The sequence below is a fragment of the Halomicrobium zhouii genome (assembly GCF_900114435.1).
GTDB classification, from domain to species: Archaea; Halobacteriota; Halobacteria; order Halobacteriales; family Haloarculaceae; genus Halomicrobium; species Halomicrobium zhouii.
Genome location: NZ_FOZK01000001.1, coordinates 765220 through 785254 on the forward strand (window position 1 = coordinate 765220; position 20035 = coordinate 785254).

Sequence of the window (20035 nt, forward strand, 5' to 3'; positions counted from 1 at the left end):
AGTGAGGTTACCATCACGACCTCCGGCTGGAACTCAGTTCTCGTCAGGCGGCTCGGGCGGGACGAACAGCGCCGCCGCCAGCCGGCCGAACCTGCTTTCCCTGAGCTCCTCCCACGTCCAGTCGACGCGCAGGCCGGCGACGGCGAGGGCGGCGACGACGAGGTGGGCGACAAACGAGACGGTGCCCGTGCTTCCCAGGGAGAGCGCGAGTCGGGCGAGGGCGACGCCTAGGACGACTACGCTCGTCAGCTTGACGGGCGCGTCACGGAAGGCTGTCGTGGTCCGGTTGAGGACCCGTCTGGCTATCGATCCGTGCCACATCCGGAGACCGTGGGGCGCCAGCCAGTCGAGGACGGCGATAACGGGGCCGACGGTCCACGTCTCCCGCAGGTCGATGACGACGACATCGGGCTCGGGCTCGGCGGTGAGCCAGCGGACGAGGTACGAGTCTCTGACGACGCCGGCGGACCACTGTGCGGCCCTGACGGGACGCGATCCATCTCGGAACGGGGCGTGGAGGGCTGCGACGACGCGGGAGTTGTCGAGCGCGCGTTCGCCCATCGCGGCGACGCGGCTCGTCTCCGTGATGGAACTGTGTTCGGCCATGGTCAGAGTGACGCGACGGTCGCCTCGACGGTCACGCTTCCCAGGTCGAGCGTGACGGTGCTCCCGTACTGGAGCGACTCGCCTTTGAACGTGAGGCCGCCCCCGGTCTCCCGGACCGACAGGTCGGCCGTCATCGTCACGTCGAGGTTCCGGGGGTGGTCGCGCTCGTAGACGTCGCCGTCCTCGCTCACGAGGATCACCGTCGAGCGCTCGCGCTGGACGTCGGTGAGTGTCGCGACCGTCCGGTCGTTCACCGACTCGGTCATGCCCGCCTCGATAGCGGTCGCGAGGCCGGGATCCGCGTCTTCTATCTGGAGGGTAACGGTCCGCGTTGCGGGCTCACCGCGGGGCTCCGTCGCCCCGACGCGCTGGACCGCGAGTGAAAGCCCGTAGTCGTCCGTCCGGAAGGGGATCTCCGCGCCCTCTGCCAGTCGCTCTCCGGCGAACTGGGTGCCCTCGCTCGTCTGGCGCGCGTCGAGGGTGAGCCCGAGGCGGACGCGCTTGCGGTCGGGCTCGTCAGTCCCGAAGACCTCGACGGACTCGACCGTCGCGACCGTCCGCTCGCGGAGTGTAAAGGCGTCACCTTCTCTGATCTCGGAGGCGGTGTCGGCGGGGACGGTCCCCGCGACGAGCACCCCGCGCTCCGTCGTCTCGACGGCGTCGGCCTCACCGGTCCCCGTCACGACGCCGTTCACCTGGTACTGGTCGGTGACGACCTGGAGTTCGCGGCCGAGCCGCGGCGGCGCGCCGTCGTACTGGAACGACTCGCTCGCTGGGTCTCCTTCGAGTCGAACGCGGAGGAGCGCCGCCGCGTCGCCGTTCGCTCGCGGTTCGAGGTGCACGTCCGTGACGGTCAGGTTGTCGTCCTCGCCCGGCGAGTACGTGTCGCCCTCCTCGAGTTGGGCGAGGATGTACTCGGGCTGGGTGCCCAGGTCGAGCGTCGCGTGCGTGCTCGCGTTGTCCAGTTCGTCTGACTGGGCGGGGTCGGAATCAGAACCCAGAACGAGTGCGACGCCCGCAGCCACGAGGGCGAGGACCAGCAACACGACCAGGGCGTCGACGACGTTGACGACGCCGAACAGGCGCCCCTTCTCGTCGATGATATCCATTATGGGTTTGGTTGGAGTAGCCTGTGAAAGTCGTTGTGTTCGAGGATCGGTGTGAGTAGTGTAGCAAGAAGAATCACAGTCGTTAGCAGTACTGCAAACACCTCGAAAGCCCTCGGCGTGCTTCGCTCCCGCGGATCCGCTGTGCTCCTCACTCCGTTCCGGTGCCCTCAGCGAAGCTGAGGACTACGCGAGAGCTCCGCTCTCGCGGTCGCTTGCGGGTCCGGGGTTCCCGAAGCCCGCCTCGCCCTTTCAGTCCACCAGGGGTTCCTTACGTCGACTAGCTGTTACTCGGCGGAAAGCCCTGTTTCGGCCCCGTTTACATAGCGCGTTGCCGTTACGCCTCGTCGCCGTCCTCCAACCCGAAGATGATTGATGCGGCGTCGACGACGACGCCGTAGATCTGGCGGGTGACTATCTTCAGGTCGAACCAGAACGACTGCTGGCGGATGTACTCGATGTCGTAGCGGAGTTTTCGTTCGGGATCGTGGCCTGTGATGCCGTTGATCTGGGCAAGGCCGGTGAGACCTGGCTTGACGAACCAGCGGCTCCGCCACTCATCGACGTCGGATTCGATGTTCTCTTCGAGTTCCGGTCGTTCCGGGCGTGGGCCGACGACGCTCATGTCCCCGACGAGTACGGACCAGAGCTGCGGGATTTCGTCGAGATGGGTCTTGCGAAGGATCTTCCCCATTCGCGTGACGCGCGGGTCGACCCCACCGGCGTCTTCCTGGCTGAGGACCGCACCTGTTTTGGATTCTGCATGGGCGACCATGCTCCGGAACTTGTAGATCGTGAAGGTCTCACCAAACTCAGCGGTCCGCCGCTGGCTGTAGAGCACCGGTCCCGGCGAGTCGAGCTTGATACCGATGGCGATCAGTGCGATGAATGGCGAGAGCGCGAGCAAACCAACGGCTGCGAACGCGAAGTCGAAGACCCGCTTGACCATGTAGTCCTGCCAATCCCACGGCTCCAGATCGGTGTCGACGAGTTCGTCGCCGGTCGCATCGGCGACGAGGACGCTCTCCGCGTGGTCGCGGTGGACGAGAGCCCGGACACCATGTCGGTGGCAGGTCGAGAGCGTCCCGAAGAACTCCTCGCGGTCGGGTTTGTCGAAGGCCAAGAGTACGGTATCGACGTCGTGCTCAATGAGCACGTCGCCCAGCTTAGACAGACCGCCGAGTCTGGACCGGGCCGGGGCGGTGTCGGTCGTGACACCACCGTCTGTGATGCGGGCGTTAATCATTGGGTTGTTATCCGGTGTGACACTCGCAGGAGAGACATATCCGAGAATGGACATCTCGGCCGCGTCGTAGAGTCGTTTGATGGTCGAGTGGTCGTCACCGACGATGACGGCGCGTGTGGGCGAGAGGGGACGCCGGCGTATCGAAACGAACCAGATGGGGAGAACGAGGCCGAGGATGGCGACAGTTGCGATAAGAGTAGTTCGCGGGAGTCGTGTCGACCAGTCGAAGTACCCGATCGTCGCCAGCGCCGTCGCGGCGAGGAAGGTGCGCTTGTGCGTCAACGCGATGACGTCGAGAATGCGACGAGGTTGGGGCTTGTACAGCGGCCAAAGAGCGGCGAAGACGATGATTGTCGTTGTCAGAATTTCGTCGACGAGGTCACCGTTGGTTTTGGTGGCCCGTTGAAGATTGTCAAGGACGGGAACAGCAGTGGTCAGGGCCTGGACGGTAGGATGGTTAGCGATGGTGACTGCAATGCCAGTGAGCGCTAGCGTACCGACGATGGCGAAGATCCGGTACCGCAAGCCCGTTCCCATTGGTGTATTCAGGTCGAACCGAGGTAATAAGCGCTGTGGGAGCATGGCGTAATGGGGTCAACGTTAGCGGAGTGCATTGTGAAAGGTTGCGAATGCTTTCGCCCAGCGATCAGCAGATTGCCACGAACTGGGGTACGGTAACCGGGCCAAAAACAGCATGGTTCGGTACTTGAACACGAAGAACCAGGCTTCGACGAGCGAGCGCTCTCCCCAGGTTTCACGCCGGGATCGACACGGTAAGTCGAAGTCGTTCAGTGGCCAGTCGTACCACGGACCGCGATCGGCGAGAACGACGGGTTCACCATGGAAACGCGCTAGTACGGTTTTGAGAAAGACGAGCGCATCGAGGTCTGAACGGTCGAGTGAAACTTCGACGTGGACGGTTTCGAACATATCCACGTTGACGGCAGCCCACACGTAGATCTCTTCATCCTCGGTCGCAACTTTGGTTTCGTCGACTGCTATAACTCCATGCCTATCAGATTCTGGATCGAACAACTCTGCGATCTGATGATACCACTGATGGACGGCCTCGTGCGAATGATTGAGCGCGAGACCGACCTTCAGATACGAAAGCCCTGAATGGTACAAAAACGCCGCCCAGACCCTCTCTTCCGTCGGTACGTCCTCACGCGAAAATACTTCTTGCTCGCGCGCCTGATCAACGATGTGGTCAAGGAACGATAGCTTGGCACACTTGTCAATACCTCGATCACACGTTTCGCTCTATCGTTGACACCCCTATTCCGACGGTTCATAGTTTTTTTGTTACAACCATAGAGACATAAGCGTGTTCGTGATAGCAGACGCCCATGTGATGTTTCGGTCCGTCCGTGTCAATAGATCGTCTTTCTCAAAATTTCCTGTATGTAATCAGATGCTTAAGATATTCCGCATGAATGCGGCCCTGAAGTCCGGCGAAACTGCTGACAGTGTAGAAAAGTAAACAATAATGCCCAATATAACAAGAAGTAATGAATTCAGTATAGACGTCCCTATGAGCGACTGGGCACCGATAATCCCGAGGCCCATCAGACCAGCGGCGATAGCCTGCTGTAAAATAAACTGATACGGAAAGTTGACTGAGATAGTTCTCGACAAATACGATGCACTGAGGACCAATCCAAGCCCAGATGAGAAAGCCGTCGCAATGGCGGCTCCAGTCCAACCGATTAAATAGATTAGAACGAAGTTCAAACCAACGTTCGCGATAGTGAATACAGCACTGATTCGAAAGGCAAGATCGGGCCGGTTTATCGCATTCAAAGACGTCAGAAACTGCTGCTGATACGCGTATAAGAGTCGTGCGATTGCGAGAATGACCAAAACGGTTGAACCGATAACGAATTCCCCACCGTATATCAACAGTAACGGTTCCCCCAAAAGGTAGAATCCGATTATCCCGGGAATTAACAGTAAACCTGCGTAAGCAATACTCTTTGATGTGAGTTTAGAAACAGCTTGATCGCCCTTCTGTTGGCTGATATTACTTATTTCAGGGAACACCGCCCTGCTCACCGAGGTGCCGAAGATCGCAAGCACACTAGAGGCCATCCAAGCGATCTCGTACACCCCTATTACATCGTTCGCGACGAATAATCCCAGGACGAGTGTGTCCATCCACGCGAAAGAGACTGACCTAGCCCCTCCGAGCCAAGAGTACTTCACATAAGACGTGATATCAGATAGATGCGACTTGTCAGGCATTCGAAACCCCGCCGAGACGAAATATGCGCTGAGGACGATCACGACGAGGACGGCACCGATGTATCCGAAAACCAGAGCACCCAGTTTGAACCCGACTAGTATCCCTGCTGCCTGAATAGAGGTCCGGAGGATCGTCTCCGTCGATTCTAATACAGACGAGACGTGTACAGATTGTTCCCCGTCAAGAACACCGTAGAGGAACGACAACGTCAGTCGGATAAAAAGTATAAAGATTAGTAGCAACGCTACCTCAGCGCCGACGTAACGGTTGACAAAAGGTTCCAGCAGGAAGACGAGAACTGATAAAAATGCGAATATGAATAGCTGGACGGCGAAACCCGACGTGATATACGCTGGATCCTGGTTTTCGCTGAGGTATTTAGTCGTCGCAGTTCTCACGCCGATACTTCCCATCTTCTTCATCAACGTCAGCAGTCCCAGAATCAGAAAGTACGTGCCCAGGATTTGAGCGCCGACCTCACGGGCAAAGTATACGGTACCCAGAAAGCCAACGAAGACGGCGATGAACTTCGACGAAAAGTGGACCAGAGTTGTTTGTTCGAGTTTCATTCTTCGAGGGATTACCGTTATCGTGAGTTCTCGAACCGCAATCGCCTCCGAAACTGTTTCGTGGCGAAGTCAGACGAGTCCACCGGGAAGGCATCACATCTCCGGAAACCGATCGGACGATTTCGGTGTAGCAGTATGTCTCGCCATTTCCGGACCTAAGTAATATACGTTCCCTTCGCGCCGAATGTCTCGTCCGAAATATCAGCCTGTAAATCCAGTCTATGCACGGTCGATGTCGATCGAACCGGCGACTCGGAAACGGGATAACAAGGGTCTATAGGCGAAATATTACTGACTAGTTGGGACCAGACAGTGGACCAATTTGTACGACGAGGATGCCAAGTGAACCAGAACCTTGAATTGACCCAGTAACCGACACAAGCCCATGACTTGTCGTCCGAACGTTTTGCTGTTGACTGTCGACTCACTCAGATACGATACAGTTACTGACGATACTGTTTCGACACCGAACTTCGATTCGATCCGAGATAACGGGGTTGATTTTTCGCGGGCCTACGCAAGCGGGCCCTATACCCGGGCTTCTGTTCCAGCGATGGTTTCGGGTACACATCCGTGGATGTACGGCGGATATGCGCGATTAACCGCTGACCGCCCATATATGGCCGAGGCGTTTTCGCAGGCGGGTTATACTACCGCTGCATTTCATTCAAATCCCTACCTCAGCGCGGAGTTCGGGTACGACCGTGCTTTCGACCGGTTTTTCGATGGTCAGGCAGAAAATTCGTTGCTCGGGCAGATCCGCCGATACGTTACGAGGACCCTCCCGAAGGATTCGGTCCTCTACCGATCTTTGAGATGGGCGTACAAGAGGGGGGAGGAGACAACCGGTATGAGTATCGGTATGCCGTACATTTCCGGGGAACGGTTGAACGAACAGGTGTTTGACTGGCTAGCTGAGAACACCGACCCGGCATTTTGCTGGGTCCACTACATGGACGTTCATCACCCCTACGTGCCCCACGAAGACACGGCCAGCGCCGGTATCGAAAAACAGCGTGCGATCAGGTTACGGCAGAAGATGATCGAATCCCCGGAAACGCTCAGTGAAGAGGGCATTAGTACGCTAAAAGAGTTGTACCGAGGTGAAATAGAATACACGGATATTTGCATCGGCGAACTCCTAGACGAATTAGAGCGATATTGGGATATGGACGACACCGTGATATTGCTCGCTGCTGATCACGGAGAGGCGTTTGGTGAACACGAAGAGTTCGGTCATTCGGATATTCTCTACGACGAGGTCACGCGAGTTCCTTTCGCAATCCACACACCCGAACGCGATTCGAACTGCATCTCCTCACCAGTCTCGGGAGTCGATATTCTTCCCACCCTGTTGGACGAAGCGTCTATCGATTACGATCGGACGTTGAACGGCATATCGGCCTTCCAAGTTCCCAAGGAGGACAGGATCGTATTTGCCGTGGCAGGACAACCCGATGGTGGCAATGTTATGGCCGTAGAAGGCGGGTGGAAACTGACCACCGACACTGAAATGGAGGATGTTAGTTTATTCGATATCGAGGGCGATCCTCAGGAAAGTAAAGACGTATCTGAACGAAACGAGGGCGTAGTCGGACAATTTTTAGACGAGGTGGTAGGGCACATTACATTCGTCGAGGAGAGTACGGATTCAGTCTCTCGACCGGAGGTCTCGTCGGATGTGGAAAACCGTCTTCAAGAGCTTGGATATCAGGAATAGAAGATCAGAGTCGTAATAGAGAGGGTTTCAAGCGCTGGCTTTCCGGTTTCTACTACTGGTTAAAACTAGATGGTTGTATGAGTGGTCCGCCTCAGCAGATTGATGCAAGTAAACGAGGAATAGCGAGAATGCGATTCCGTGGGTCAGAATCGATGTCGTCAAACTGCTGTTTATAATGTTGAAAAACGAAGTCACAATAATACTTACAGAAAGCGGATCGTATTTCCAGGTTAGCACGTCTGTGAGCCACAGCAGAGCGCCTAAAGCGACTGAGCCCACAATAATGCCAGTCAGTCCAAGTTGAGCGTACGAACCTGCAATGTACCCGACATTAGCGAACGCCCCCGTGTATTCCTCGCCGATGATCAGAGGGAGTGGGGTAGAATACACGTCCTGGAACAGAATACCCACTTTCGAATTCGAATAATACGCGAAAGGATTCCGAGAGAAGTACTCAAAATAATAAAACTGGTTACGTGGTTGAACAAAGAATAAACGGCGAATGAGTATCGATGGAACAATTAACAAACCAGTTGAAAAGTAAACTAACCATGCGAATACCGAACCAAGGGATATTCCTCTGCAAATACCACTGAGAAAGTTCCTATTTGCGATCAGGAGAAGTGACACAATGAGAAGAAGAGGCATAAAAAGGAACATTTTATGTGCAAAAAGCAGGTATAAGTATAGTTGAAGACCGCAGGCAATCACTAACAGTTTGTATCTCTTCTCAATGATTGACTTTCCGATCAAAAAGGGATTGATCACGTTCGCTTGCCATGGCACCAGATAATTGAGAACTGGATGGATGACCGTCACTGAACCCCGGACTTCGTAAACATCACGTATATCGATGGCTGTTAGCGTGGGTAGACCATTTCCGAACAGCAGCGCGACATACACGATTCCACTGACCGCAAAGATGAATAATCCGAACTGCCACCTAGATATGGATAATTGTTTGATCTTCCGGTCAGGAGGGATGCGAATTACTATGCACGTCAGAATGAAGCCGAGTACTGCAGTATAGATGTAGGCGCGAGCGCCCCCATTGAACGCGTAATAAAGGATAGTAGGAGTTATCAGAAAAACCATAATCATTTGAACCGTAGATGTAGAGGGTTTAGTCCCGCTCTTTGGGAGAACGAGATAACTCAAAGAGAGTAAGAATATGGCATCTGACAGTCGATACAGATCAAATGTAGCTGTAAATCCGCTACTCGTAAAGATTAGGGCCACGAAACCAACATAAAACGTTGAGAGCGTGATAACGAGCAGACCGTATGCGCGTAATTCGGCGAGTCGTGGTCGCCTGAGAGTCAATTCCGTCATATTATCAGATTTCGCGAATTGCAAATATAGGCATCAATTGAGTTCGTTGATAAAGAGCTGATTCAATTAAACGTCGAGCTGTGTATTTGGTGTTCTCCTTATGCCAGTTATACCTATCTATTCATGAGACCAAGCCGGAGCGTTTCGACTCGAGGCAAGCATAACTAGATATTATTTGCCGCTCGAAATCAGTGATGTCCTCATGCCATTCAACTCCACCCCCGTGGCTCATATCTCTACGGTTCACCAGGTGGGCGATCCGCGAATATTTCACAAAGAAGCTCACTCCCTCGCTGAAGCTGGATACGACGTCTCCTATTTTGTTCATACTGATGCAAACGAATGGAGAGACGAGATAAGAATCCAGTCTCTAGGAACTGCCGATACGCGAATTGAACGATGGCGGAGTATTCCCCGACTCTACAGAATGGCAGTCGGGCACGAGGCGGACGTGTACCATTTCCACGACCCGGAACTCATTCCCGTCGGCCTGGCTCTTTCCCTCCGGACCGACGCAGCTGTCGTGTACGACGCACACGAGAACTACGGCCGGAAGATTCTCAGTCGCGACTGGATCCCTCGACCGATTCGATCACCGCTCGCTCGCGCGTTCCCCACAATCCAGAATGCGGTCGCTCGCCGATTCGACGCCGTCGTCGCTGCCACTGAGTGGATAGCCGAGTCGTTCCAAGAGAGTGGCCTCGAACGCGTCGTTACCGTGCGAAACTTTCCAAGAACCAGATCGATATCTCTCCCCTCTGACCCCCCCGTTGAACGAACGCACGAGCACGTCCTCGTGTACGTCGGCAATCGCACCCGGAAGCGCGGACTGCTTAAGATGGCGGCGATACTGCGCGGCCTTCGCGAGCGGGGATTCGACGTCTGCCTCTGGATCCTCGGTCCGCCGGGTCCTGATCGAGACGAACGCGCCTTCCGCCAGTACGTCGACGCCTACGGCCTCACCGAAGACGTGCAGTCGTTTGGATGGATCGACTACGAAGACATCTTCGGGTATCTCGACGCCGCCGACGTCGGCCTCGCGCTGCTAGACCCTGAAGACAGCGAAGGTTTGATCCCGACGAAACTGTTCGAGTACATGTACGTGAACGTTCCCGTCGTCGCCTCCGATATAGAGGGCACCCAACGCTACCTTCCCGACGACTGCGGAGTACGGGTGCAGTTCGACGACGAGCAACAACAAATCGAAGCGGTGGCCGAACTCCTCGAAGCCGATCCTGCTGACGAATCACGAACGGGTACGAACGGGCGGCAACGCGTTCAAGCAAGGTTCAGTTGGGAAGCCGAAGAAGAGCGACTACTCCAGTTATATGAATCAATTGCCTAAGCGTCTCGCCGTTCGCATCATCTCGAGTGAGATTACACTATTTAACAGCGGGCGTATTGATAACCTCGTAGGCCCTATTTGCGCCACACATTTAATCATAGATTATCCATTTTTATACCGAGAACTATCCATCCTTATAGATGATTTTCCCGTGAGCGCGGCAGTGTTCAGATTAGGATTGAAAGGTGAGGCGCGGCAATTTCGAAGTGTTCATGCCCGAAACCACCGGCCTCACTGGATTATCGGCCGGATCGACTTGGACTTTGTGGAGCGAGAAGCAACACCGGAGCTGTTGATGAAGCTCAGTATTCAGCTACATTTGGCAGGATATCACTTTCGAATACTGTTTCGTTTCTTGATGTATTCGGTGTTGATCGCGCACGTTCAACCGTTCATAACTGGGTTCACAAAACCGATCTACAGCCAGCGGAGGGTCAGAGTACGGATCTCGTCGCGGTTGATGAGACGGTGATCCGACTCAACGACGAACAGTATTGGCTATATGTTGCGGTCGACCCCAATACGAATGAATTACTCCATACGAAGCTCGAACCGACGAGAACGAACGTTATCGCGTACACGTTCTTCGCCGAACTTCACGAGGGACACGATGTCGAAGAGGCGACGTTCCTTGTTGATGGAGCGTCACCACTCCAAAATGCGTGCGCTCGACAGGGCCTCGATTTTAGATACGAACGCAGTGGAGATCGGAACAGTGTCGAACGTGTCTTCCAAGAGATAAAACGACGAACGTCATCTTTCTCGAACTGTTTCAGTCACGCCGCCGCAACAACCGCCGACGAGTGGCTCCGAGCGTTCGCCTTCGCATGGAACCGGCTTATTTGAACACCGCCGACGGCGTTGATGAAATTTATGCCATCGATCCGAGCTGCGAGCGACTCACTTGCCATCTCGAACGACGAATACCGAAGTGAGTCGACTGAAAGAACGTAGACGTTCGGCTGACTTGCCATCAATACTCACGAACTATGCCCAGGGCTTTATTTTGTCTGGATTGGTTAACTACCACGGGGTGGCGAGTAGTTTCGGAAGCAACGTGCTGCCACCATTCGTACTACCGCTCAGTTTCGGCACCTGCTCAGATACTGTGTCGACCGAATCTTGCTTTCGTGGCCTTTCTCTGTAATCAGTTCAGCGCTATGCGGGGGATTAATCGGCCTCTTGACACCTTCAATCCCACGTTAGGCATTCTAGGCTGTCTACTTGCCACCGGAATCTGATGAATTGATCTACTGCATCACACCGCGCACAGTCCCCAGGAGAAAACCGGTACCGAACGAAGCGTGGATTACGATCAGTGCTGCCACGACGCCTGGGAGAAGCGTCATTGTATCGTTCCGCTGTTGGAGCGTCTTCACACCTGTGCACCAGAGTAGCAATAAATAGGCGAACACTCCGACGGCAAACACAGGTATCAGAACTGCAGTCATACTCAACCCAATTCCACCTGCTAGTACGAGGCCTAAGAGTAACAGTTCCGGTGGCAGCGGGTAGTCCCCGAACGTTCGATGAACGTTCGCCTTCCAAATCCCATTTCCGTAGTACTGTCTCGAGAGCGCCATGTAGCTAGACCTTGGCGAGTAGTATGCCTTGATCGAAGGGTTTTGGTAAATTTTATATCCAGCGTCCCGAACGCGCCTGTTGTACTCGTAGTCTTGGGCCCGAGGCAGCTCCTCGTCTAGTAGGCCGACGTCCTCAACCACACGACGCCGATACGCTCCGAAGTTGACTGTCTCGACGTACCCTTCCACAGGTTCGAACCGTTGACTGCTGGAACCGATTGGTGTCGACAACGAGGCCGCAATAGCCCGCTCTGTGTATGTGTCCCCAACTGGCGCCATTCGCCCGCCGACAACGCCGGCGTCAGGGGCTATGTCCGTGAAAGTCTCGTCCAGATGATGGAAGAACTCGGAGTTGATGCGGCTGTGGCCGCTGAGCATTACAATAACGTCGTTGCTGCTCTCCCGAAAGCCGAGATTCAGCCCCGATGGGGTAGTGCGATCCGGGTTTTCGAGTAACTGGATGGACTCGTGTTCGGCAGCGTACTCGGTGACAATCTCTGGGGTTCGATCTTCGCTCATACCGTCGACGACTAGGATTTCGAGTTGGGGATGAGCGAGGCCAGTCTGTAGTACGGAATCGAGACACTGGGATATCGTGTCTTCTTCCTTGTAGACTGGGACGACCACCGAGTAAGTGATCGACGAGCCATTCTGGCTCTGTGACATACCCCGAAGGACTCGCCGGAGGCTAATCAACGCAACTATTCCCCGTAGCTCTCTCAAAGAGGCAGCTACCCACTCCGGCGCGATCGTGTGTTCTGACAGCCTCGTCTGGGGCGTATCCCGACCGAAGCGCGGTAGCCGTCTCAGACCTGTTCCTGAATCCGTTTGGATGCCTGAAAGCAACGAGTTGGGTACACAGTCCGCGGCTGCTGTCGTCTGGTCAGACGCATCCGCCGAATGACACCCTACTGACTGGTCCGAGTACTGTCGATATCTCTGAATCGATGGAAGGTTACTTCACACCTGAACGACGAAGGCCACTCAGAGAGAATGGTAGATCACGTTCCGTTTACAGATATCCACATGGATCAAGAGACCGTCGACGACGTGGCTGACGTCCTGGAGAGCGGACGTTACGTGAAAGGGCCCGTCCTAGAGCAGTTCGAGAGTGAGTTTGCGGCGGCCTCCGAGGTCGACCACGCAGTCGGCGTCTCGAACGGGACTGCCGCGCTTTTACTTGCGATGAAAGCGATCGGGGTCGGATCGGGCGACGAAGTGCTCGCGCCGGCACACACCTATTTCGCTACTGTTTCACCCGTTCTCGAACTCGGTGCGACGCCTCGCTTCGTCGACATCGATCCCGACCGGTACACGATGGACCCGGCCCTGCTGCGAGAGGCGATCCAGGCAGCGGAGGACCCCGCTACAATCGTCGTCACGCACATGCACGGACAGCCGGCCGATATGGATCCCATCACCGACGTCGCAGCCGAGTACGACCTTCCCGTCGTGGAAGACGCCGCGCAGGCCCACCTCGCGGAGTACGACGGTGAGATGGTCGGTAGTATCGGTGACGTCGGGTGCTTCTCGTTCTATCCGACGAAGAACATGACCGTCGGCGGCGACGGCGGCATGATCACCACTGACGACCCGGCGATCGCAGACGAGGCGCGTGCGCTCCGGAACCACGGCCGGAACGAGAAGGGCGAGCACGTCGTCCTCGGACTCAACTACCGGCTCGACGAGATCAAGGCCGCGGTCGGGCGCCACCAGCTCGACGCGCTGCCGGACTGGTCGGCAGGACGTCAGCGGGCCGCTTCAGCGTACGACGAGCGATTGATGGACGTCGACTGGGTCGTCACACCGACGACGTACGGGAACGCCGAGCACGTTTATCATCACTATCCCGTCCAGGTCCCAGCCGACAAACGGTCGGCGTTCCGCGCCCATCTGGACGATTACGGCGTCGACACTGGTATTCACTACGAACGGGCAGTCCACGAGCAGCCTGCCGTCCGCGACCGCGTCGGTTTGGTTGACGTACCCGTTGCCGAAGAGTATTGTCGCCGGACCGTCTCGCTGCCGATGCATCCGCGGCTCTCGACGGAGGAAATCGATCACGTAGTCGACGCGATCGAATCGTTCGAGGTGGACGCGTGACGACACACGCAGTAATCGGGACCGGGTACTGGGGATCGAACCACGTCCGCGTGGCGTCGGAACTCGAGGAGGCCGGTGTCCTCGACGACGTCGTCCTGTGCGACATTGACGAGACGAGAGTGCGGGACCTCGCGGCAGATTACGGGTTGGAATCCGTCACTGACTACGCCCAGCTCGAAGAACTCGGGGTCGATACGGCCGTGATCGCGACGCCGTCGACGACCCACAGAGAGATCGCTACCACGCTTCTGGAATCCGGTATCGATTGCCTCGTCGAGAAGCCCCTCGCCCTGTCGAGCGACGACGCGTGGGACATCGTCAATACCGCTTCAGAGAACGGCCGGACCCTCGGCGTCGGGCACATCTTCAGGTACCATCCGGCACTCCGAGAGCTCGAACGCCGGATCGGCCGCGGTGAACTCGGACAGATCAAGTACCTGACGACCACCCGATCGACCTTCCGGGCGCCGAGAGCGACGACCGGCGCGCTGTACTCACTCGCCGTCCACGACGTCGACATCTACAACATGTTGCTCGAGGGGACGCCCGACCACCTCTTCTGCCGGCTCGACCGGCACGTCAGGGACGACATCAACGAAACGGCTACGCTCGTTCTGGGGTACGGAGACGTCACCGGCGTCATCAACGAATCCTGGCAGATCCCGGTCTTCGGGAAGCGACGCGACCTCGTCGTCGTCGGATCCGAGCGCACTGCACACCTCGATTACCTGGCCGACACCGAACTGACGATCCACGACGCCAGCGTCGTCCGAGAGGGCGATGCCCTGCGGGCACAGGACGAGGGTTCGACGACTTATGAGGTGAACGGATACGAGCCCCTCAAGCAGGAAATCGAGGACTTCCTGACGGCGTCTCACGAGGGACTCGATCCGCTCGCCAACGGCGAAATCGGAGCGAAGACCGTCGAACTCTTAGAGCGTGCGGAGGAGTCCGCGGAACGGAACGAGACGATCGAACTGTAACAATCGTCAATCTAGACATCATTTACAAGCACAGAGACGGGCTTCTCGGATTTCAGGCGGCAGAACGATCAATGGGACGCCGCTCCCGCGTCCTGATAGCTGATTACCTCTGCTGGATTTCCGGCTACAATTGCATTCGGTGGTACGTCGTCGACGACCACAGCACCGGCACCGACGATCGCGTTTTCCCCGACTTCGACCGGCAGTAGGGTCGCATTCGTACCGATAGACGCGCCTTCTCGCACGATAGTTTCTTCCCACTCGTCTGCGTCTCCGCTTGGGGGATACCTGTCGTTTACGAACTTCGCCCCGTGACTCACAAAGACGTCGTCTTCGATCGTCACACGTGAGCATATGAACGCGTGAGACTGAATCCGGCACCGATCCCCAACCGTTACACCGTCCTGAATTTCTACGTTCGAGCCCGCCATGCATTCGTCGCCAAGTTCGCACCCGTAGAGGTTCACGAACCGCCATATCTTGCAGTCTTCTCCTATTTCACAACCATCTAGAATCGTGAAATCCGACACTTCTGTCCCCTCGCCGATATCGCAATCGCTGATTATCGCTGATTGTCGCGCGTGCCAATTGCCCATCGTGGACACTGTTATCCGTGCATCGCATTAATGGTTCGTTCATGTACGATATAGCTGTGAATCGAATTAGCACAGACTCTACCGAGAGTGACGATGGAGAGACGGCTGCGCCAGCCGAACTGTTGATGCTGTCAGAGCGGCTCTTGGTGTCGTATCGTCTACGCGTAGCCGTCGCTGATCACCGTCATGCAATACTCTAACCGGAGGATGGGAGGTGACGTGGTAACCGCAAGACCGCTTGGCCGACGCCGAGCGAACGATGCAGGACGCCGATGGCTTCCGAGCGCGCTGCCCGGCGAGCACAGGGCCAGGGATCGATGACCTGCGAAGGCGAAGGATACGGCACCTTCAGCAGAGGGGGTTGAGGACTTACGGACTGCAGCACGAAACGAGACGTTAGAGCTTTCCTGACGTCGTCCCGGGGTCAGTCGAACCGCTGGTGTCCCTGCTTTGTCAGGTAGATCTTCTCGCCGTTCAAATCGGTCCAGGCGGGTTCGTGTGGCGGGAAGTCCAGCGCGCGAATCCTGTCGTAGAGGTCCGTTCCCCATTCTCGATCGGCCAGGGCCTCGGGCGGGATCTCCTTTAATCCGTCTAGGCTCTCTTTCGTGTAGAAGTACCGCTCGCCGTCGAACTCCTCCTGCGGCGTTCTACGTTCGTGGACGGTCCCGTCGACGATGTTCGGCAGTTGTCCTCGAACAGCGATATCGACTCCGAGCAGACCTTATCGTAGAGCGTCCGCGCGGTGTCGTCCTCGCTGATCTCCGCGAACCGTCGCGCGACGACGCCGACGGCGTCAACTTCCGGTGCCATGAAGTGCAGCGTCGTTCCGTGCTTCCAGTGGTTGTCGTCCCGCGCGTGCATGATCGCGTGACTGAACACGTTACTCCCAGTACCGGGGGAGTTCCGCCTGGTGAAAATTGAGAGCGCCCTCTGTGGGGTGGGCGAGCAGTTCCTCGCCCAGGATATTGGGGTAGTATACGGACAGGAACCAGTCGAACTCGTAGTCGAACAGGGATTACTCCTCGTCGATCGTCAGGACATCATGCTCAAGAGAGCTCGTCCATTGAACCGTCCCACCAGTGATCGTCGTCTTGCGGGTACGTGACTATACGGGGATGTCGAGATCTGGGTGGTCTTCGAGTCGATGGAGGCAGGCCTCTCCCAGGGAGTGACTACCGAGAAATGCAATGGCAGTCATGCCATATATCTGGAAGAGGACGTACTAAAGCTTGATTCATCACCTTTCGGTCGAACGATCAAATTGCCCATGGAGCCCTTTATGTCGATAAAGTCTTCATTGCAGTCGATTGTTCCCGGTTTTAGAAGTAGACGCGAGTACATTCAATCCTACCCGGTTGCACTCGACAATCATCACTTGTTCGTCTGTACAACAGTGACGATCAGACACGGATCCTCACCTGTAAAGCAGGACGGTACCATCGACGCGACCAATCCGCTGGTCGAAAAACACCTCGACGGGAAAGATGGTGACGGTTCCATATCAAGTACGAGTACGAGTAGACGAGGATCAGGTGGACCGCTCGAGTTCTACTAGACGAATCCGCCCTCTCCGTACGCAAACGTCCTAAGATCGCCGTTCTCTATGTCCTCGTAATCCTCCTCTGCGAAGACAACTTCCAGTTCGTTCACGTGGTTCCGGACTATTTGTGGGTTATTGATTCCGACACCGTCGTCACTGCTACGGAACTGCTCGATTAGCGACCACTCACTCCCGTCGTACTCCAATCGCTGTAATTTGCCACTCCGTCGGCCTCTATCCGAACACGTGACGTACGCCTTGATATCCGAGGCAGTCGACACGATCTCCTCATGTGAGTTGTATTTGTGGCCGACCGACGTGATTGTCTGCGGGGTTCTCCAAGACGACCCGTCCCACTTCGTCCACTTCAGAACCCACCCTTCACTCGGGTCATTATGCTTGAAAAACAGGTATAGAGCCCCCTTCCGGTCGAACTTACATCGAACCGTGGAACACTGAGACTCGCCGGAATCGAACACTTTGCAGACTGCCTCTGCCTCATCTGCCGAAACCCGTGAACCGATATCCGTCCCGTCGGCCGCTCTCAGGTTGCCGGTAGCGGGATTCAGACGAGCATGGTATACGTTCAACCGCTTGCCCGTCTCGTGATCGTGTGCGACCCAGCCAAGATGGATCTCGTCACCGCGGGTGGCGATCCCGCCCGTGTAAACAGTCCATCCCTCACCGTGGTCTATGATCACCTCCCCGCCCTGCCAGTTTTCACCGTTGTCTTTGGACCGATAGTGGGTTTCGACGTTGTAGGGGCCGCCTTCGTTCCGGCGCATAAAAAGGTGGAGCCGTCCATCAACAACCACCGGCTTTGGATAGGTGAATCCGCCCTCGAAGGATGCCCGGTGCTCCCAGGCCGTGATATCGTCCGGGGACTTCGACCTGGAGTACAGTTGGTTCGACCCGTGACTGCCGTAGAAGACATGAATATACCCATCCTGATCACGGACGAGAGAGGGACCACCGTGATAGTCTGCTTCTGCGGGATGGTCTCTGATCTTTACGGATGATCCCCAACTCTTGTCCTTGTGGCTGTATTCACAGATGTACGAAGCAATCCCCTTGCCTTGCCAGACGACGTAGGTTGAGTGAGTAGTGTCGACGTACAACCCCTGCGGTTGGATGATGTCGTAGAAAGGCATTCCCGCGCCGTTCGCGGCGAAATATTTGCCCTCGATAATATCGTAATCGCGTCCCTGTCGGTCCGTTCTCGTTTCTGATCCACTCTCACTGCGGCCCCCGAGACAGCCAGCGAGGAACGCTACTGCCGGAAGAGACAGAAATTCACGCCGAAGACGATTCACACCGCGTACTTCGATAACCACGAACAATATCATTTCCGAAACGGCGCTGGACTCGTCGGACTGCACCGAAACCTGCTAGTCGCAGGCTTCACTCCCAGAGACGTAATAAACTCTGTACTCTTCGTCTTCGTACCGGAGGTCGAACTTTTCGTACAATCTCTCAGAGGAGACCATTAGGTAGCACGCACCGTACTTCTGTGATATGCCGACAATCTCCTCGCTGGAGAGCTGGTCGTACTCACACTCGCCGAACGACTGCAATTCCGTACCACAGAGGGCATCAAGCCGGTCTTTCCATCCGGCGATACCCTCCGGCGTGAAGACGAACGTCTTGTAATCCGCGACGATCGCTCTATCGGTCCCTAGTCGTGCGGTCCTGATCGACGGCGGCGTAATAATGGTGCTCTCCTCGGGCGTGTTCTCACGAATCCACTCGTAGCTTCCACTCTCTTCTGAATACGTCGGACCGTCGACAACCATCTGCCCGTTCACGCCGTGAGAAGCAACATGAGTGCCGACGAGTGACGCAGACAAGAGAAAAAGAACAGCGAGGGCGGCGTTCGTTGAGACCGTCGACGACACGACTCGATCGATGGACAGCCGAATGCCGGCCACGAGGAGTCCGAAGGCCAAAACCTTCGGATAGTAATCGATGTGGAACGGCTGGAGTTTGACGACGAAGTCGAGTCGAACGACCTCAGTGAACAAGAACCCGCCGACGCCCATCACAGAGATAGCCGTAACAAAGAACGTGAGGGCAAACACTTCTGACTCACGGTCTCCGAACAAGCGACGTTCATTCCTCCGTGCCACGGTGTAGAGTGCTAATGCCAGGGCAACTACGGAGACGTACTCGACGATCTCGACTAGTGGCCAGGAACTCGGCACGTAATGGTGAGGATGGCGGAAGTACGCCAGTATCCAGACGGTGTCCGCGGAAACAGTCGTATCGAGATTGCTCGCGATGACTCTGTATAGACCAGCGAACGCGATCAGTACGTAGAGGAGGAGTGGCTGCCACGGGAGTTGGACGATCAGCGCGCGTACCTTCCTGCGAAGGCCTTCAAATCCGTCGAGGCAGTCGTACTCCCGGGCAGTGATTGCCACAATGACGATACCGGTGATCCAGCTACCGATCGACGCGTGAATGATTGATGTCAGGCCCAGAATCGCAAAGCCCCAGAAATACTTTCGTTTGTAAGCACAGATAATCCCCAGAAGGGCCATCGCGTCTGCCAGGTGCGAGGGCAAGAGATAGCGGCCGACGAGGGAGTTGCCCCCCAGAGATACGTCGCCAGTGACCGGGAGGAGTAGTGTGCCGACCATAGCCGTCCCGACGATCCAATCGTCAAATATCTCCCTGCCGAGGTAGAAAACCGACGACAGTATTCCCACTGTCGAAAGCAGATGTAAGACGAAGTATGCTAATTTCACCCCTAGCCCGGACGAAATAGTACCGACGAGGAAGCCGAACAGATACCGCGGGCTCGCGGGTCGCGTCTTCTGATTCAAGACGAAGTCGGTAGCGAGGTAACTCGAATCGATAAAACGGTAGACTACGATCAACTGTTCGTTGTGGTCGTTGAGTCCGAACTGATAGAGCGGACCCCGGATGGCAAACCCGAGGAGAAATGTTGCGAGTAGAACTCCTGTCAACAAGAGGGTGTCCCGGCTTGTATCTGTTATATAATCTGGAAAATATCCTGTTGACACATCAGCCTTTGAGTGACATTCGCTATAAGGATTAC

General features: G+C 56.1%; 16 protein-coding genes and 1 pseudogene. 5 read left to right on the forward strand and 12 right to left on the reverse strand.

The annotated features are described in order from the left end of the window. Positions 1-33: 33 nt before the first annotated feature. From BM337_RS03615 to BM337_RS03635, 5 genes are all read right to left on the reverse strand, one after another. Positions 34-606 (reverse strand): hypothetical protein, encoded by a 573-nt coding sequence (locus BM337_RS03615; protein ID WP_089813988.1) that lies wholly within the window; start codon positions 604-606, stop codon positions 34-36. A gap of 2 nt (positions 607-608) precedes the next feature. Further along, complete coding sequence (locus BM337_RS03620) at positions 609-1715, reverse strand: DUF4330 family protein (protein ID WP_089813990.1); 1107 nt, start codon at positions 1713-1715, stop codon at positions 609-611. A 334-nt stretch (positions 1716-2049) separates the two neighbouring features. Beyond that, positions 2050-3495, reverse strand: coding sequence for a sugar transferase (locus tag BM337_RS03625; protein ID WP_089813992.1), 1446 nt, complete (start codon positions 3493-3495; stop codon positions 2050-2052). Positions 3496-3558: 63 nt separating this feature from the next. Next, complete coding sequence (locus BM337_RS21840) at positions 3559-3888, reverse strand: hypothetical protein (RefSeq protein ID WP_394327758.1); 330 nt, start codon at positions 3886-3888, stop codon at positions 3559-3561. Between the two features lie 480 nt (positions 3889-4368). Continuing rightward, entirely contained in the window at positions 4369-5772 is a 1404-nt protein-coding gene (locus BM337_RS03635) for an oligosaccharide flippase family protein (protein WP_089813996.1), read from the reverse strand. Between the two features lie 385 nt (positions 5773-6157). On the opposite strand from BM337_RS03635, the gene BM337_RS03640 reads away from it, so the two are divergent. Then, positions 6158-7492, forward strand: a complete 1335-nt coding sequence (locus tag BM337_RS03640; protein WP_089813998.1) for a sulfatase — start codon at positions 6158-6160, stop codon at positions 7490-7492. Positions 7493-7519: 27 nt separating this feature from the next. On the opposite strand, the gene BM337_RS20410 is transcribed toward BM337_RS03640, so the two are convergent. Next, on the reverse strand, positions 7520-8824 hold the full coding sequence (locus BM337_RS20410) for a hypothetical protein (protein ID WP_143117628.1): 1305 nt from the start codon (positions 8822-8824) through the stop codon (positions 7520-7522). 202 nt (positions 8825-9026) lie between these two features. Here BM337_RS20410 and BM337_RS03645 point away from each other — a divergent pair, with 202 nt between their 5' ends. After that, on the forward strand, positions 9027-10169 hold the full coding sequence (locus BM337_RS03645; RefSeq protein WP_089814000.1) for a glycosyltransferase family 4 protein: 1143 nt from the start codon (positions 9027-9029) through the stop codon (positions 10167-10169). 212 nt (positions 10170-10381) lie between these two features. Then, positions 10382-11015 (forward strand): annotated as a pseudogene (locus BM337_RS03650) (IS6 family transposase). Here BM337_RS03650 and BM337_RS20915 read toward each other — a convergent pair. Then, positions 10946-11143: a hypothetical protein gene (locus BM337_RS20915; protein ID WP_177227089.1), complete on the reverse strand. Its 198-nt coding sequence runs from the start codon at positions 11141-11143 to the stop codon at positions 10946-10948. The pseudogene BM337_RS03650 and the gene BM337_RS20915 overlap by 70 nt on opposite strands. Before the next feature lie 276 nt (positions 11144-11419). Continuing rightward, positions 11420-12418 (reverse strand): glycosyltransferase family 2 protein, encoded by a 999-nt coding sequence (locus BM337_RS03655; protein WP_089814002.1) that lies wholly within the window; start codon positions 12416-12418, stop codon positions 11420-11422. Between the two features lie 360 nt (positions 12419-12778). Here BM337_RS03655 and BM337_RS03660 point away from each other — a divergent pair, with 360 nt between their 5' ends. Continuing rightward, positions 12779-13855: a DegT/DnrJ/EryC1/StrS family aminotransferase gene (locus BM337_RS03660; RefSeq protein WP_177227126.1), complete on the forward strand. Its 1077-nt coding sequence runs from the start codon at positions 12779-12781 to the stop codon at positions 13853-13855. After that, on the forward strand, positions 13852-14838 hold the full coding sequence (locus tag BM337_RS03665) for a Gfo/Idh/MocA family protein (RefSeq protein WP_177227129.1): 987 nt from the start codon (positions 13852-13854) through the stop codon (positions 14836-14838). Before BM337_RS03660 ends, BM337_RS03665 begins: the two co-directional genes overlap by 4 nt. A gap of 68 nt (positions 14839-14906) precedes the next feature. On the opposite strand, the gene BM337_RS03670 is transcribed toward BM337_RS03665, so the two are convergent. From BM337_RS03670 to BM337_RS20415, 4 genes are all read right to left on the reverse strand, one after another. Further along, the gene (locus BM337_RS03670) at positions 14907-15434 is read right to left on the reverse strand and encodes an acyltransferase (protein ID WP_089814006.1); all 528 of its coding nucleotides are present in this window, start codon (positions 15432-15434) and stop codon (positions 14907-14909) included. A gap of 591 nt (positions 15435-16025) precedes the next feature. Beyond that, entirely contained in the window at positions 16026-16313 is a 288-nt protein-coding gene (locus tag BM337_RS03675) for a formyl transferase (RefSeq protein WP_089814008.1), read from the reverse strand. A 672-nt stretch (positions 16314-16985) separates the two neighbouring features. Next, a complete protein-coding gene (locus BM337_RS03680) occupies positions 16986-18353 on the reverse strand; it encodes a BNR-4 repeat-containing protein (RefSeq protein ID WP_089814010.1) in 1368 nt (455 codons plus the stop codon). Between the two features lie 9 nt (positions 18354-18362). Beyond that, the gene (locus tag BM337_RS20415; protein WP_143117629.1) at positions 18363-20000 is read right to left on the reverse strand and encodes a DUF6798 domain-containing protein; all 1638 of its coding nucleotides are present in this window, start codon (positions 19998-20000) and stop codon (positions 18363-18365) included. Positions 20001-20035 lie beyond the last annotated feature (35 nt).